The organism is Nocardia stercoris (assembly GCF_003696265.1).
Classification (GTDB): Bacteria; Actinomycetota; Actinomycetes; order Mycobacteriales; family Mycobacteriaceae; genus Nocardia; species Nocardia stercoris.
This window is the reverse complement of sequence record NZ_RFFH01000015.1, coordinates 97,705-113,904: the sequence shown is the minus strand read 5'-3', so window position 1 is coordinate 113,904 and position 16,200 is coordinate 97,705. Positions and strand designations below refer to the sequence as shown.

Annotated in this window: 13 protein-coding genes; 9 read left to right on the top strand and 4 right to left on the bottom strand. The window is 70.4% G+C overall.

What is annotated here, in order from left to right:
* The 3 genes from EBN03_RS26610 to acs all read right to left on the bottom strand — a co-directional run bounded on the left by EBN03_RS26610 (position 1) and on the right by acs (position 3,647).
* Entirely contained in the window at positions 1-954 is a 954-nt protein-coding gene (locus tag EBN03_RS26610) for an alpha/beta fold hydrolase (RefSeq protein WP_122190868.1), read from the bottom strand.
* 56 nt (positions 955-1,010) lie between these two features.
* Positions 1,011-1,493 (bottom strand): phage holin family protein, encoded by a 483-nt coding sequence (locus tag EBN03_RS26605; RefSeq protein ID WP_122190867.1) that lies wholly within the window; start codon positions 1,491-1,493, stop codon positions 1,011-1,013.
* A gap of 195 nt (positions 1,494-1,688) precedes the next feature.
* On the bottom strand, positions 1,689-3,647 hold the full coding sequence (acs, locus tag EBN03_RS26600) for an acetate--CoA ligase (protein WP_122190933.1): 1,959 nt from the start codon (positions 3,645-3,647) through the stop codon (positions 1,689-1,691).
* A 222-nt stretch (positions 3,648-3,869) separates the two neighbouring features.
* Between acs and EBN03_RS26595 the strand changes: the two genes are divergently transcribed.
* The 5 genes from EBN03_RS26595 to EBN03_RS26575 are packed head-to-tail and all read left to right on the top strand — an operon-like array spanning position 3,870 to position 10,014.
* Positions 3,870-5,474, top strand: a complete 1,605-nt coding sequence (locus tag EBN03_RS26595; protein WP_325052095.1) for a peptide ABC transporter substrate-binding protein — start codon at positions 3,870-3,872, stop codon at positions 5,472-5,474.
* A 24-nt stretch (positions 5,475-5,498) separates the two neighbouring features.
* Entirely contained in the window at positions 5,499-6,425 is a 927-nt protein-coding gene (locus EBN03_RS26590) for an ABC transporter permease (RefSeq protein WP_122190865.1), read from the top strand.
* Positions 6,418-7,548 carry an ABC transporter permease gene (locus tag EBN03_RS26585; protein WP_122190864.1) on the top strand — a complete coding sequence of 377 codons (1,131 nt, stop codon included), beginning with the start codon at positions 6,418-6,420 and terminating at the stop codon, positions 7,546-7,548. Before EBN03_RS26590 ends, EBN03_RS26585 begins: the two co-directional genes overlap by 8 nt.
* Positions 7,545-9,242: an ABC transporter ATP-binding protein gene (locus EBN03_RS26580; RefSeq protein WP_122190863.1), complete on the top strand. Its 1,698-nt coding sequence runs from the start codon at positions 7,545-7,547 to the stop codon at positions 9,240-9,242. The genes EBN03_RS26585 and EBN03_RS26580 overlap by 4 nt, the downstream gene beginning before the upstream one ends.
* A gap of 25 nt (positions 9,243-9,267) precedes the next feature.
* Positions 9,268-10,014, top strand: a complete 747-nt coding sequence (locus EBN03_RS26575) for an oxidoreductase (protein WP_122190932.1) — start codon at positions 9,268-9,270, stop codon at positions 10,012-10,014.
* A 457-nt stretch (positions 10,015-10,471) separates the two neighbouring features.
* On the opposite strand, the gene EBN03_RS26570 is transcribed toward EBN03_RS26575, so the two are convergent.
* Positions 10,472-11,365, bottom strand: a complete 894-nt coding sequence (locus tag EBN03_RS26570) for an HAD family hydrolase (RefSeq protein WP_407671243.1) — start codon at positions 11,363-11,365, stop codon at positions 10,472-10,474.
* Positions 11,366-11,678: 313 nt separating this feature from the next.
* Between EBN03_RS26570 and ssd the strand changes: the two genes are divergently transcribed.
* The 4 genes from ssd to EBN03_RS26550 all read left to right on the top strand — a co-directional run bounded on the left by ssd (position 11,679) and on the right by EBN03_RS26550 (position 15,582).
* On the top strand, positions 11,679-12,761 hold the full coding sequence (gene ssd, locus EBN03_RS26565) for a septum site-determining protein Ssd (RefSeq protein WP_122190930.1): 1,083 nt from the start codon (positions 11,679-11,681) through the stop codon (positions 12,759-12,761).
* A complete protein-coding gene (locus tag EBN03_RS26560; protein ID WP_122190862.1) occupies positions 12,758-13,969 on the top strand; it encodes a TadA family conjugal transfer-associated ATPase in 1,212 nt (403 codons plus the stop codon). The genes ssd and EBN03_RS26560 overlap by 4 nt, the downstream gene beginning before the upstream one ends.
* Complete coding sequence (locus EBN03_RS26555) at positions 13,966-14,754, top strand: type II secretion system F family protein (protein ID WP_122190861.1); 789 nt, start codon at positions 13,966-13,968, stop codon at positions 14,752-14,754. The genes EBN03_RS26560 and EBN03_RS26555 overlap by 4 nt, the downstream gene beginning before the upstream one ends.
* Before the next feature lie 225 nt (positions 14,755-14,979).
* Positions 14,980-15,582, top strand: coding sequence for a type II secretion system F family protein (locus EBN03_RS26550; protein ID WP_233608657.1), 603 nt, complete (start codon positions 14,980-14,982; stop codon positions 15,580-15,582).
* Positions 15,583-16,200 lie beyond the last annotated feature (618 nt).

Genomic DNA, 16,200 nt, shown 5'->3' with positions numbered 1-16,200 from the left:
TCATTCGGTCAACAGTTTCGCCAGCTCGCCGGTGACCGCCCCCGGATTCTCCTGGTGCGCGAAGTGCCCCGCGTCGGGCACGGTCACCAGGCGGCGGCGCGGGGACAGGTGCGCGCCGCGGCGCAGCGTCGAATCGAGCATGTAGCGGTCCTGGGCTCCGCGCAGCGACAGCACCGGCACGGTGATCGGCTCGCGCATCGCGCGCAGGAAGCGGTGACCGTCGGGCCGCCACTGGCTGCGGAACGCCCAGCGTTCGTATTCCAGGCCACAGTGGGCGGCACCGGCGATCCGGATCGCGGACCGCATCCGGGCCGCGGTGTCGGCGCACTCCTCGGTGCCGGCCCAGCGCTCACCGGCCCGCAGCCGCAGCATCCGCTCGATCTCGGCGCCGTCCGCCCCGGTGAACAGGCGTTCGCCGTAGAAGGGGGGCTGGCAGCGCAGGAAGTTCGGCAGCCAAGTCCGGCGCTGCCGCCGGTCACGCAGTACGGCCTGTTTCAACGCGATCGGATGCGGTGACCCGATGACCGCGATCGCCCGCACCACCCGCGGATGCAGGGCCGCGGTCGCCCAGCAGACCAGGCCGCCGGTGCCGTGACCGACCAGGGTGGCGTCGGTGTGCCCGAGTGCCCGGATCAGGCCGGCGACATCCCCGGCGAGCGTCCAGCCGTCGTAGCCGCGCGGTGGCTTGTCGGTGTCGCCGTAGCCGCGCAGATCGACCGCGACCGTGCGGAATCCGAGTTCGGCCAAACCGGTGAGCTGATGCCGCCACGACCACCACAGGTCACCGAAGCCGTGCAGCAACACCACCAGCGGCGTGCCCGGCGCGGCGAAATCCCGCCCGGCCGGGGCAGCCTCGACGACATGGAACCGAATCCCGTTGGCATGCACATCCCGGTGGGTCCACGGACCGTCGTAGCGGACACTCGACGGGTCCGGGCTGGGCTTGGATGACACGCCGGACAGCGTAACCGGATCGCCCGGTTCAGCCGCGCGCGGCGACCGGCTTGTCGTTACGGCTTCGCGGAGTGGTCACCGGTGAAGCTGTGCTGCAGCGCCGACCCGGTCTCCTTGAGCGAGTCGATCGTCTTCTCCGGGGCCCGCAGGCGCCGCACCTTCATGTAGCCGAGCAGGGCCAGTCCGACCGTGGTGCCCAGCATGAGCAGGAACACCACCAGGAACGCCACCCAGCGGATCAGCACCGTGTCGAGCAGTTCGGCGAGGAAGAAGAAAAAGAAGAACGACGAATACAGCAGGACCGTCAGCGCGAGAATGAAATACACGCTGCCCTGCAGGCCCTTTCGGACCTCGGTGGTCAGCTCGGCCTTGGCCAGAGCTACTTCGGCCCGGACGAGCGTCGACATCTGTTCGGTCGCGTCGCGGACCAGGTCGCCGAAGCTGGCGCCCGCAGTCGTGTCGACGGCGGACAGCGGAATCGAGGCGACTGACCGGTCCCGGCCTCGGTCCTGCCCGTTACCGCCCTGCGTGAGGCTCAATTGCTCGACCCTTCTCCTGAACGCGTGTGTGCCACAGCGAGGTTACCTGCCCGTCCGAGACGGGCGTGTTTGCAATGCCGATCACGACCGGTGGGCGCCCGGCTCGTGCACACCGGACAGGTGGCTACGAACCGGGCGCGGGTCGTCGGCTGCGGTAATCAGCGCTGGTTACCGCGGTTTTCGGGTGCGGTCCGGTCAGCGCTGCTTGCCGGCGCGAATCGCTTCGAAGACGTTCGGGTCCACCAGCGTCGACGTGTCGCCGAGTTCCCGGCCCTCGGCCACGTCGCGCAGCAGGCGGCGCATGATCTTGCCGGACCGGGTCTTCGGCAGCTCGGGCACGATGTGGATCTCGCGCGGCCGGGCGATCGGGCTGATCTCGCGCGACACCTCCGCGTTCAGCTCCTTGATCAGCGCGTCACCGGTGTCGGTGGCCTCGGCGGTCAGGATCACGAACGCCACGATGCCCTGGCCCGTGGTGTCGTCGCTGGCGCCGACCACCGCGGCCTCGGCGACCCCAGCGTGGCCGACCAGCGCGGATTCCACCTCGGCGGTCGAGATGCGGTGCCCGGACACGTTCATCACGTCGTCGACGCGGCCGAGCACCCACAGGTCTCCGTCGGCGTCCAGCTTGGCGCCGTCACCGGCGAAGTACCAGCCCTGCGTGGCGTACTGCTTCCAGTAGGTCGCGCGGTAGCGTTCCCCGTCACCCCAGATGCCGCGCAGCATGGACGGCCACGGCTGATCGAGGACCAGGTAACCGTTGGCCTCGGTCTCGCCGAGCTCGACCGGCTTGCCCTCCTCGTCGACCACCGCGGCCGAGATACCGGGCAGCGGGCGCATGGCGGCGCCCGGCTTGGTCGCGGTCACGCCGGGCAGTGGGGAGATCATGATCGCGCCGGTCTCGGTCTGCCACCAGGTGTCCACGATCGGGGTGCGGTTGCCGCCGATCACCTCGCGGTACCAGCGCCAGGCCTCCGGGTTGATCGGTTCGCCGACCGAACCGAGCAGCCGCAGGCTCGACAGGTCGTGGGCGTCGGGGATCTCGCGACCCCACTTCATGAACGTCCGGACCAGCGTCGGCGCGGTGTAATAGATTGTGACACCGTACTTTTCGATGATCTGGAAGTGCCGGTGCTCGTCGGGCGAGTTCGGCGTGCCCTCGTAGACCACCTGCGTCACGCGGTTGGACAGCGGGCCGTACACGATGTAGCTGTGCCCGGTCACCCAGCCGATGTCGGCGGTGCACCAGTACACGTCGCTGCCCGCCTTGTGGTCGAAGACGACGTCGTGGGTGTAGGAGGCCTGGGTCAGGTAACCGCCGGTGGTGTGCAGGATGCCCTTCGGCTTACCGGTGGTGCCCGAGGTGTAGAGGATGAACAGCGGGTGCTCGGCGTCGAACGCCTGCGCCGCGTGCTCGGTGGACGCCTGCCCGACCGTCTCGTGCCACCACAGGTCGCGGCCCTCGACCCACGGCACCTCGACACCGGTCCGGCGCACCACCAGCACGTGCTCGGCGCTGGACGGCACATCGCCGTCGGCCGCGAGCGCCTGGTCGACGGCCTCCTTCAGCGGCGACGACTTGCCGCGCCGCCACTGGCCGTCGGTGGTGATCACCAGGCGGGCCTCGGCGTCGTCGACGCGCTGCCGCAAGGCATTCGGCGAGAACCCGGCGAACACCACCGAATGGGTCAGACCCAGCCGGGCGCAGGCCAGCATGGCCACGATCGCCTCGGGAATCATCGGCATGTAGATCGCGACCCGATCGCCGGTCTCCAGTCCGAGTTCGGTGAAGTAGTTGGCGGCCTGCGAGACCTCGGCCAGCAGGTCGGAGTAGGTGATGTCGCGGGAGTCGCCCGGCTCGCCCTCCCAGTGGATCGCGACCTGGTCACCGTGCCCGTCGAGCACGTGCCGGTCCACGCAGTTGTAGGCGACGTTCAGCTTGCCGTCACCGAACCAGCGTGCGACCGGTGCATCGGACCAGTCCAGGACCTGGGAGAACGGCTGGTGCCAGTGCAGCCGGCGGGCCTGCTCGGCCCAGAATCCGTCGCGGTCGGCGGCCGCGCGATCGTAGTAGGACGCGTCGGCGTTCGCCGCGGCAGCGAAGTCCGCCGCCGGTGGATACACGTCGCGATGCTCTCCGGTGGTGTCGGTCATAGCTAGGCTCATCTCCACGTCTGGGCCCGCGGCTGGGATACGGGCTCGAATCGACACTAATGGACCGGATCGGGCCGAGGGGGCCGCAAGGGCTACTCACCGGGAACCTTCGTGATGGAATCGTGAATGGCCTTAGCCGGGACAACCGCTCGCCGAGTCACTATCGTCCGGTGCAAATCCGGTCCCGGGGGGCCGCTCCCACCGACGAATACGGGGTTCGATGTGAGGCTGCGCAAAGTGCTGGTGCCGGCGGTGGCGCTGGCGGTGCTGGCGGGGACGGTCGTGGGGTGCTCGTCGAGCGGGAGTGGCTCGGACCTGGTGACCGCCAACGGAACCGAGCCGCAGCACCCGCTGATCCCCACCGACACCAACGAGAACGGCGGCGGCCGCATCGTCGACCGGCTCTTCGCGGGCCTGGAGTACTACGACGCGGACGGTAAGCCGCACAACGAGGTTGCCGACTCCATCACCTCGCCGGACCGCAAGACGTGGACCATCACGCTGAAGGACGGCTGGACGTTCAGCGACGGCACTCCGGTGACCGCGAAATCGTTCGTCGATGCGTGGAACTACGGTGCGCTGTCGAGCAACAAGCAGGTGCAGAACTGGGCGTTCGCCGATATCGCCGGTGCCGACGCGGTCATGGCGTCGCCGCCGACCGCGCAGACCATGTCGGGCCTGAAAGTGGTGGACGACAAGACATTCACCGTCGAACTCACCGAACCGAACATCGACTTCCAGCTGAGTCTCGGGTTCGCGCCGTTCTATCCGCTGCCCGCGGCGTTCTACCGGGATCCGCAGGGCTTCGGGGAACACCCGATCGGCAACGGGCCCTACATGATGGCCGGTCCGGATGCCTGGCAGCACAACGTCGCCCTGTCGGTGAAACCGAATCCGGCGTATCACGGTGGCCGGCCCGCGCGGAACAAGGGCCTGAAATTCGTCTTCTACCAGAGCCTGGACACTGCCTACTCGGATCTGCAGGCCGGAAACCTCGATCTCGACGACACCGTGCCACGCAGCGCGCTGGCGACGTTCAAGCAGGACCTCGGTGACCACGCGATCGAGAAGCCGACGGCCCAGAACCAGCACATCGGCATCCAGATCGGGCATGCGCCGCATTTCACCGGCCCCGAGGGGGTGCTGCGCCGCAAGGCGATCTCGCTGGCCGTGAACCGGGAACAGATCGCACAGGCCATCTTCAACGGAACACGGATCCCGGCAAAGGATTTCACCGCCTCCAGCCTGCCCGGATTCGACGGCAACCTGCCCGGCACCGACCTGCTGGCCTACAACCCGGACCGGGCGAGGCAACTGTGGGCACAGGCGGACGCGATCTCGCCGTGGGCCGGGAAGTATCAGATCGCCTACAACTCCGACGGCGACCATCAGGCCTGGATCGACGCGGTGGCCAACAGCATCAAGAACACGCTGGGCATCGACGCCGAGGGCGCACCCTATCCGACCTTCAAGACGATCCGGGACCAGATCACCTCGCACACTTTCGATTCCGCGTTCCGGTACGGCTGGCAGGGCGACTATCCGAGTATGCTCGAATTCCTCACCCCGCAGTACCTGAGCACCTCGCAGACCAACGACGTGGAATACAAGAACCCCGAATTCGACGCCGCGTTGCGAGCCGCGCAGGCCGCCGCGACACCGGAGGAGTCGTATCGGGCGACGGCCAAGGCGCAAGCGCTGCTGCTGGCGGACATGGCGGATATCCCGCTGTTCGACTACGTGGCCGCGGCCGGTACCTCGACCAAGGTGACGGCGGCGAAGCTCAGCTGGTCCGGCCTGTTCGACTACGAGAACGTCACCGGATAACCGGCGAGAGAACAGGTACCGACCTTGGCCTGGTACGTCCTGCGGCGGCTGCTGCAGATGATCCCGGTATTCCTCGGGGCGACGCTGCTCATCTACGCGATGGTGTTCCTCATCCCCGGCGACCCGATCCGCGCGCTCGCCGGCGACAAGCCGATGACACCGGCGGTCGAGCACGCGCTGCGAGCCCAATACCATTTGGACAAGCCGTTCTTCGAGCAATACCTGCTCTATCTGAAGGGCATCCTGACCGGTGACTTCGGCACCTCGTTCTCCGGGCGCCCGGTGAAAGAGCAGATGGCGCAGGCCTTTCCGGTCACGTTCAAGCTGGCGGTCATGGCGGTCGCGCTGAACGCGGTGTTCGGCACCGGATTCGGGCTGGTCGCGGGGCTGCGCAAGGGCAGATGGTTCGACTCGACCATGCTGGTGGCCAGCTTGGTGCTGATCGCCACCCCTACCTTCGTCATCGGGTTCGTCGCGCAATATCTGCTCGGCGTGAAATGGGGGCTGGTGCCGGTGACTGTCACCGGAAAAGCTTCCGTCGCAGAACTTTTCGTTCCGGCCTGCGTGCTGGCCTCGGTGTCCTTCGCCTACGTGCTGCGGCTGACCCGGAACTCGGTGGCGGAGAACGCGACCGCGGACTACGTGCGCACCGCGACCGCGAAAGGGCTGACCCGCCGCCGGGTCGTGGTCGTGCACATCCTGCGGAATTCGCTGATCCCCGTGGTCACTTTCCTGGGGACCGACCTGGGTGCGCTGATGGGCGGGGCCATCGTCACCGAGGGGATCTTCAACATCCCCGGGGTCGGCGGCACGCTGTTCCAGGCGGTCAGCCGCGGTGAGGCGCCGACCGTGGTGTCGTTCGTGACGGTACTGATCGGAGTGTTCCTGGTGGCGAACCTGATCGTCGACCTCGGGTATGCGTTGCTGGACCCCAGGATTCGCTATGCCTGAGGCGGGCAGCGGGCCGGAGGACCCGGAGCGGCAGGAGGACGCCGGACCGCTGGGCGCGGAGGGTGCGCGGCGCGGGGAGCACGCGGACAGCGGACCGCCGGGCGCGGAGGGTTCGCGGCATGGGGAGCATGCGGATACCGGCGGGCAGCGGCGCGGCGCAGCAGCGGAAGCCTCTGTCGGGCAGGAGCATGAGCCGCGGCCCGGGCAGGGGCATGTGGTCGCACCCGCCGACGCGGTCGAAGTGCTGGCGGTGGACGTCGTCGAAGAGGCGCCGCCGGTCAGCCTGTGGCGAGCGGCTTGGCATCGGTTGCGGCGCAATCCGCTGTTCCTGCTGTCCGCGGTGCTGATCGTGTTCGTGGTCGCGGTGGCGGTGTTCCCGGGCCTGTTCACCGATCAGGATCCGCGGTTGTGCCTGCTCGATCGCAGCATGGGCCCGTCCGGTCCCGGTCACATCTTCGGCTTCGACCTGCAGGGCTGCGACATCTACGCCCGGACCGTGTACGGCGCGCGAGCCTCCGTGCTCACCGGGGTCTGTTCGGCGCTGGGCCTGCTGCTGCTCGGTGGCACGCTGGGCGCGCTGTCGGGGTTCTTCGGCGGCCTGCTCGACGCCGTGGTGTCGCGGGTGGGTGAGGTCTTCTTCGCGCTGCCGCTGCTGCTGGCGGCGATCGTGCTGATGCAGCTGCTGCACCAGCGCACGGTGCTGACCGTGGTCGCCATCATGGTGGCGTTCACCTGGCCGCAGGCGGCGCGGGTCGCGCGGGCGTCGGTGATCGAGGCACGCAACAGCGAATATGTGACGGCGGCACGGGCATTGGGTGTATCCAAGGGCGGCGTCCTGGTGCGGCACGTGCTGCCGAACGCGGCCGGGCCGCTGATCGTGATCGCCAGCATCTGGCTCGGCGTGTACATCGTCACCGAGGCCACGCTGTCGTATCTCGGAGTCGGGTTGCCGCCCAGCGTGATCGGCTGGGGATCCGATATCGCGACCGGCCGGCAGCAGTTGCGGTCCGGGCACCCGATCCTGTTCTATCCGGCCACCGCGCTGGCGATCACGGTGCTCAGCTTCATCCTGCTCGGCGACGCCCTGCGTGACGCCCTGGACCCGAAGGCCCGAACCCGATGACGGAACCCGCTGTGGCCGAAGCAGTCCCGCTGCTGGATATTCGAGATCTGCACGTCGCCTTCCGTACCGGCGGCCGGGACGTGCCGGCGGTACGCGGGGTGAACCTGACCGTGTACCCGGGGCAGACCGTCGCGATCGTGGGCGAATCCGGTTCCGGCAAGTCGACGACCGCGCACGCGATCATCGACCTGCTGCCCGGCACCGGCCGGATCACCGCCGGGGAGATCCGGTTCGGCGGCACCGACCTGACCCGGATCGGCCGCGCCGAGCTGCGGACCGTGCGGGGCCGGCGCATCGGATTGGTCCCGCAGGATCCGATGTCGAACCTGAATCCGGTGTGGACCATCGGATTCCAGCTCGAGGAGACCCTGGCCGCGCACGGCATCGCCCAAGGGAAGGCCGCCCGCGTGCGGGCCGCCGAACTGCTGGCCGAGGCCGGGATCGCCGACGCCGCCGACCGCCTCGGGCAGTATCCGCACCAGTTCTCCGGCGGTATGCGCCAGCGCGCGCTGATCGCGATGGGTCTGTCCTGCCGGCCCGAGCTGCTGATCGCCGACGAACCGACCTCGGCGCTCGACGTCACCGTGCAGCGCCAGATTCTCGACCGGCTCGCCGAGCTGGCAGCGGAACTGGGTACCGCGGTCCTGCTGATCACCCACGATCTGGGCCTGGCCGCCGAGCGGGCCGAACACCTGGTGGTCATGTACCGCGGCACGGTTGTGGAATCCGGTCCGGCACAAACGATCCTGCGCGATCCGGTGCACGAGTACACCCGTCGCCTGGTGGCTGCCGCGCCGTCGCTGGCCGCGCAGCGGGAGTCGACCGGCCGGACCCGCGCCCGGATCCGCGCGCAGGCGATGCGCACGGCCGAAGCGCACGCCGAGGACGACCGCACCGAACTGTTGGTGGCCCGGAACCTGGTCAAGCACTACCGGATTCCCGGCTCGGTGCCGTGGCGGCACAGCGAGTTCATCGCCGTGGACGACGTCTCGTTCACGCTGGACCGCGGCACCACCACCGCCGTGGTAGGGGAGTCCGGATCCGGGAAATCGACTGTCGCCCAGCTGGTTCTGGGCCTGCTACCCGCCACTGCGGGCACCGTCAGCTTCGAGGGAACCGACGTCGCGACACTGAAAGGCAAGGCGGAGTCGGCCCTCCGGCGCCGCGTCCAGCCGATCTTCCAAAACCCGTACGGGTCGCTGAACCCGATGTACTCGATCTTCACCACGATCGAGGAACCGCTGCGGGTGCACGGCATCGGCACCCGCGCCGAACGGGCCGCCCGGGTGCGCGAACTGCTCGACCGGGTGGCGCTGCCGCGCAGCGTCGAAGTGCGCTACCCGAGCGAGCTGTCCGGCGGCCAGCGGCAGCGCGTCGCCATCGCCCGCGCCCTGGCCCTGCAACCGGACCTGGTGGTGTGTGACGAGGCGGTATCCGCGCTCGACGTGCTGGTCCAAGCCCAGATCCTGGACCTGCTGGGTGAGCTGCAGTCCGATCTCGGCCTGACCTACCTGTTCATCAGCCACGACCTGGCCGTGGTGCGGCAGATCGCAGACCGGGTGCTGGTGATGCGGCAGGGCCGGATCGTGGAGGCGGCGAGCACCCAGGAGGTGTTCGACCACCCGCGCGAGGAGTACACGCGCCGCCTCCTGGACGCCATCCCCGGCAGCCGCGGGCGGTTCGCGCAGGGGTGAACTACCCCCGGGTAGCGTGTGGGCGGTGAGTGATGTGTTGCAGCCACTGGTCGAGCTGCCGGGTGTCGGCGACGCCGCGGTGAAAGCGCGCGACGCGCTGGCCGAGGTACACCGGCACCGCGCCAACCGGCGGGGCTGGCCGACCACGGCCGCGGAGGCCGCGGTGCGGGCGGCGCGCTCGTCGGCCGCGCTGGAGGGCGGAAGCACCGACATCCCGGCGGACGGGCAGGTCGAGGACCCGATCCTGGCCGGCGCGCTGCGGGTCGGGCAGGCCCTCGACGGCGAGGCGCTGCAGAACCTGGTCCGGGTGTGGCAGCGGGCACCGCTGCAGGCGCTGGCCCGCCTGCATCTGCTGGCCGCGTCCGATCTGGTCGCCGATCCACAGGAACTCGGCCGGCCGCGGTCCGTGCCGGGGGTGGCCGAGCGCCTGGACCTGCTGGCCCAGACCGTGCTCGGGTCCAAAGCGCCCGCGCCGGTGGTGGCGGCGGTCGTGCACGGTGAGCTGTTGTCGCTGCGCCCCTTCGGTTCCGCGGACGGCATCGTCGCGCGCGCGGCCTCACGGCTGGTCACGGTCGCCAGCGGACTGGATCCGCACAGCCTCGGGGTGCCGGAAGTGTTCTGGTTGCGGCGCGCGCAAGCGTACGCCGACGCGGCCGCGGGTTTCGGTTCCGGAACCGCGGCGGGGGTCGGCGGCTGGGTGGTGTTCTGCTGTGGCGCACTGGAAGACGGTGCCCGCGAAGCCAAGTCGATCGCGGATTCGGCGACCGGCTAGCCCGGCGGGCACCTCGCGGGTAATAGTGTGCGGACATTACTGCGGGCGGTGCATCGTCTGTGCGAAACACCGCCCGCAAGCACGGACAGCCCGGTTACCAAGCGTGCTGATCGGGTTGTGTCCTGTTCGGCCTCGGCGATCTGCCGGTCCCGGCCGGTTCATCCTCGCAACCCGTGCGAGGCGTTCGCCGCCGAATTTCCGGTTGTCGCAAGCCCACAACGCTGTTGCCCTTGTCGCGGCGCGCTCCGCGTGGGTGCCTGGCGTCCGTGCTGGGAAGGGATGGGATGGGAGACCGAACCTTCTCTTCCGGTGCGGCCTAGGCCTTCCGTCCTTCCGTGCCACCATTGTTACCCTGTGACCGCACTCACATCAAGGGCTGTGCGAAATTTCAATGATCCGCCCCGGTCAGCGGTATTTTCGGGCACCGCGACGGCACGATCCGCGTCCGCTGACCGGCTCAGACAGGCGGGTTTCTGCGCAACAGGCGGTAACTGACCGCGCCGGCCACGAGCGCGGCGATCCCCACCGCGGCGGTCGCGGCCACGGTCGTGGTGGACGCCGCCGGCAACCGGGCCCACAGTGAGACCGGGTTGCTGAAGGTCAGGATCGGCCAGCCCCGGGAAGTGGCCTCGCGGCGCAGATTCCGGTCCGGATTCACCGCGGTCGGGTGTCCGACGGCCGACAGCATCGGCAGATCGGTGATCGAATCGGAGTAGGCGTAGCACTGCGACAGGTCGTAACCGTGCTCCTCGGCGAGCCGCCGCATGGCGGTCACCTTGCCCTCGCCGTAGCAGTAGAACTCGACGCTGCCGGCGTACTTGCCGTCCTCGATCACCATGCGGGTGGCCGCGGTGTGCGTGGCGCCCAGGGCGGCGGCGATCGGGGCGACCATCTCTTCGCCGGACGCCGAGACGATCACCACGTCGTGACCGCGAATCTTGTGGTCGGCGATCAGGTTCGCGGCCTCGGCGAAGATCAGTGGTTCGACGAGTTCGTGCAGCGTCTCGGCGACGATCGCCTTGACCTGCGCGACATCCCAGCCCGCGCACATCTTGGTGAGGTGCTCGCGCATCCGTTCCATCTGGTCGTGGTCGGCGCCCGACAGCAGGAACAGGAAATGGGCATAGCTGCTCTCCAACACCGTCCGGCGGTTGAGCAGGCCCTGATCGTAGAAGGGTCGGCTGAACACGAAGGCACTCGACTTCGCGATCACGGTCTTGTCCAGGTCGAAGAACGCGGCGACCCGAGTGCGGGGTCGCGGCGTTTCACCGGCTTCCGGTATCTGGTTGGCCTCGGCCGTCACGGATACAGAATAGGAGGCCGCGCCCGGTCCGGAGCCTCGGTGCCACACCGTCCTGTCGTCCGGGAGACACAGGCTCGCTACCTCGAAATTTCCAGTTTCGGGACTTGCGCCCCGGACCGGTGCTGGGTGTAGTATTGCTGGCACCTGGACATGGTCCAGGCGTGTTCAGCCCGACCCCCCGGGGCTGAACCTCGACGGCCCCAGCCTCCTCCCCCCCCGGCTGGGGCCGTCCTCTATTTCCGGCCGGGCCGGTCCCTTTTCCTGTAACTCGGCGTTCTGTTTTCATCCACAGGGTGCGAGTTGTCCACACTCGCCGTAAGGCCGGTCGCCACTGCTGGTGTGCGCGATCACGCTGACCGGTATGAACTCCGCACCGAGCCCGGCTTCCCCCGCACTGGTCCTGCTGGCCGACCATCGGCTGCGCGAGGAGATCCGGCGCATCGCCGCCGCGGCCGACCGGCCGCTCGACGAACAACCCGGACCGGTCGGCCGACCCCTGTGGGCCGCTGCGGAATTGGTGATCCTGGACACCGTCTCGGCCCAGCAGTGCGCCGCGGCCGGTCTCGCGCGCCGGCCGGGGGTCCTGCTGATGACCGTCGGCGAGCCGGGATTGGCGGAATGGCGGGCGGCCGCCGCGGTGGGTACCGACCGGGTGTATGCGCTGCCCCAAGCGGCCGAGCACGTGATCGAGGTCTTCGCGCAGCGCGACGGTCGCGGCACCGGTGACGGGCTGGTGGTCGCCGTCGCCGGCGCCGGTGGGGGCGCGGGCGCCTCCACCCTGGCCGCGGCCGTCGCGCTTACCGGCACCGGCCGGTTGCGGCCGCACACCCTGCTGGTCGACGGCGACCCGCACGGAGGTGGTCTCGATCTGCTGCTCGGCATCGAATCGGTGGCCGGTCCGCGCTGGCCGGATCTGGTGATCCAGGACGGCCGGGTCGCCGCCGCCACCCTGCACGACGCGTTGCCCACCGCGGCGCCGGGGCTGGCGGTCCTGGCCTGTGCGCGCCCGACCGGCAGTGAGGCACCGATCGAAATCGGCACTGCCGCAGTGCGAGCCGTGCTGGAGGCGGGTCGCGCCGCGGGCGATCTGGTGGTCTGCGATGTCTCCACCCAGCGCGGCCGGGCGGCCGATCAGATGCTCGACGGTGCCGACCTGGTCGTGCTGGTGGTGCCCGCCCGGCTGCGGTCGATCTCGGCCGCCCGCACGGCGGCCGTCCACATCGGCCGCCGAAATCCGCGGTGCCGCTTGCTGGTTCGCGGGCCGGCGCCGGGCGGCCTGCACGGCAGCGAAGTCGCTGCGGCACTGGGCCTTCCGCTGTTGGCGGTGGTGCGTGCGCAGCCGGGGCTCGACGGGGACCTGGAGCGCGGCGGGCTGCGCGTGCGACGTGGGCCACTGCGCACCGCCGCACTGGCCGTCGCAGCCGAATTGGCGGTGGCGCGATGAGCGCGGACGACGGGCGCCGCGGCGACCCGGTGGTCACGCCGGAGCTGCTGGACCGGATCCGGGAGCGGCTGGCGGTCGAACCGGGCGACCCCGATCCGGTCCGGGTGGCAGCCGCGATCCGGGCCGAATCGGCCGGAGTACTGGGGGATACGGACCTACTGCGCGCCCTGCGGCTGCTGCAGACCGAGCTGACCGGGGCCGGTGTCCTCGAACCGCTGCTGCACGATCCGCAGGTCTCCGACGTGCTGGTCACCGGGCCCGACGCGGTGTGGGTCGACCGCGGGCACGGGTTGCGGCGCACCTCGGTCTGCTTCGCCGACGAGGCCGCGGTGCGCCGGCTGGCGCAGCGCCTCGCTTTGTCGGCGGGCCGGCGCTTGGACGACGCCCAGCCCTGGGTCGACGGCCGACTGCCGGAATTCGATGCGGTGCTGGGTGATTCGTTCGGTGTGCGGCTGCACGCGGTACTCGCGCCGATCGCCCACGGCGGTACCTGCCTGTCGCTGCGTGTACTGCGCCCGGCCGCACAGGGACTCGACGCCCTCGCGGCCGGCGGCGCGGTGGCTCCGGCCGCGAAGGTGCTGTTGGAACAGATCGTCGCGGCCCGGATCGCCTTCCTGGTGGTCGGCGGCACCGGAGCCGGAAAGACCACCCTGCTCTCCGGTCTCCTGGCGAAAGTCGATGCGGCCGAACGCATCATCTGCGTCGAAGACGCCGCCGAACTGGCGCCACCGCATCCGCACGTGGTCCGGTTGGTCGCCCGCACCGCGAACGTCGAGGGTGCGGGCGCGGTGACGGTCCGCGACCTGGTCCGGCAGGCCCTGCGCATGCGCCCCGATCGCATCGTGATCGGCGAGGTGCGCGGCGCCGAGGTAGTCGACCTGCTCACCGCCCTGAACACCGGCCACGACGGCGGCGCCGGCACCGTCCACGCGAACTCACCGCAGGAGGTCCCCGCCCGCCTCGAAGCCCTGGCCGCCCTGGGCGGCATGGACCGCGCTGCTCTGCACAGCCAGCTGGCCGCCGCCGTCCACGTCGTCCTGCACGTCCACCGTCGCGCTGACGGTACCCGCGGCCTCCGTGAGATCGGCATGGTCGTCCGCGACTCCGATGGCCGAGTCCGCATCGAACCGGCCTGGCGCGCCGACGGCGCACCGGCTCCGGCGGCCGACCGGCTGCACGCGTTGCTCGCAGAACGGCTGTGCGCATGAGCGCGGCGCTGATTGTGGCCGCCGCCGCGCTTCTGACGGTGCCGGTGCCGGTGTCCCGACGCCGTTTCCGGGCACTGTTCGGTGCGGCGCCTACGCGGAAGGCGTTGTCGCGCAATACCGGTGTGGTCGGTGCTGTCCTGGCCGCGGTGATCGCCGTGTGGTGGGGTGCCGGAGCGGGGACGGCGGTCGCACTGGCCGCGGGTACGGCCTGGGTGCGGTCGCGGGCGGCGCGGCGGCAGCGGGTACGAGTCGCCGAGCGGCGGGCGCTGTCCACCGCGCTCGCGGCAGTCGTGGCCGAACTGCGGGCCGGCGCCCACCCGAGTACCGCGGCCCAGCTGGCGGCTGCCGAAGCCGACGGCGACACCGCCCGCGCCTTCGCGGTCGGGGCGGCCCGCGGCCGGCTCGGCGGGTCGGCCGCCGACGGCCTACGCGACCCGAACGCGGTCGTGGCGGCAGAACTCGCACGAGTCGCCGACGCCTGGCAGGTCGCCGAGAATCACGGTTTGCCACTGGCCGAACTCCTGGCCGCTGCCCGCGCGGACCTGGTCTCCCGCATGCGTTTTCACGCCCGTACCGCGGCCGCACTGGCCGGGGCCCGCGCGAGCGCCGCCGTGCTGGCGGGCCTCCCACTGCTCGGTTTGGCGCTCGGCGAAGCAATGGGAGCCGCCCCGATCCGGGTGCTGTTCGGCACTCCGGCCGGCGCGGTGGTCCTGCCGCTCGGCGTCGCCCTGGCCTGCGCCGGCCTGCTGTGGACCGACCTCATCACCCGCGGGTCGGTGTCATGACGGCCTCGGTGTGGATGCCGGTCGCGGCCGCGGGTTCGTCGGTGCTGCTGCCGGTATCGGCTGGATCCGTTGTCCGACTGTGCACATTCGCGGACCGGGGGTGGCGGCCATGATGGTTGCAACCGTCCGGGCGTCGTTCGCGGACGCGGGTTTGTCGGTGCTGCTGCCGGTATCGGCTGGATCCGTTGTCCGACTGTGCACACTCGCGGGCCGCGGGTGGCGGCCATGATGGCCGCGGCAGTCTGGGCGTCGGCCGCGGTCGCGGGATCCCTGGTCCTTCTGCCCACGTCGACGGGTTCGGGCCTCCGCCTGCGCGCCCTGTCGGCCGGCGCTGCGCCGCAGCCGGCGGGACCGGATAAGCGTCCGCGCCTCGATCCGCTCGCCGCGGCGTCGGCTCTCGATCTGCTGGCCGGATGTCTGCGTTCCGGGTTGCCGGTCGCGGTGGCGGCTCGTGCTGTGGCGCCGATCGCCCCACAGCCGCTGGGCACCGCATTGGCCCAGGCGGCCGGATTGCTGGCGCTGGGCGCCGATCCGACTGTCGCCTGGCAGCGCGCAGCCGACGACGCCGCCGATGAGGACACCACCGCCCTCGCTCGATTGGCCTGCCGCTCAGCCCGTTCCGGTGCCGCGCTGGCCGACGCGGTCACCGAACTAGCCCAGCAGCGCCGCGGTGCGATCGAGGACGCCGCCGCCGCTCGCGCCGAACGAGCCGGCGTCCTGATCAGCGGCCCACTAGGCCTCTGCTTCCTCCCGGCGTTCGTCTGCCTCGGCATCGTGCCGGTGGTAATCGGCCTGGCCGGCCGAGTACTGGGCGCAGGCCTGCGATGACCGCCGCGACGACTCGAACCTTCCGGCGCGGACCCGCCGCCCCGGACCTGGTGAAAGGGGACACCTGTGAACACCACACGACCGGCGGCCCAGCCGCAGCCGATCCGGCCGGATCCGCCCGCCCCAGCCCAGCTGGAAGAGCCTGGGTTGCAACCCGACCAGCTCCACCCATCGGAACGGGACGTGCTTGGGCAGTCGCTCGGTGGACCGCGACTGGACGAGCCTGGGCTGCAACCCGACTCGCTTGGCCAATCGCAACCGGACGCGCTTGGTCCGCAACCCGATTCGCTCGGTGGACCGCAACCGGACGAGCCTGGGCTGCAGCCCGGCTTGTTCGGTGGGCCGCATCCGGACGAGGGCGGGCCGCAGCCCGACTTGCCCAGTGGGCCGCATCCGGACGAGGGTGGGCCGCAGCCCGACTTGCTCGGTGGGCCGCAACCGGACGCGCGTGGTCCGCAACCCGATTCGCTTGGTGGTCCGCAACCGGAGGAGGGTGGGCCGCAGCCCGGCTTGCTCGGTGGACCGCGACTGGACGAGGGTGGGCCGCAGCCCGGCTTGCTCGGTGGACCGCAACCGGACGAGCCTGGGCTGCAGCCGGACTCGCTCGTCGCATCGCCA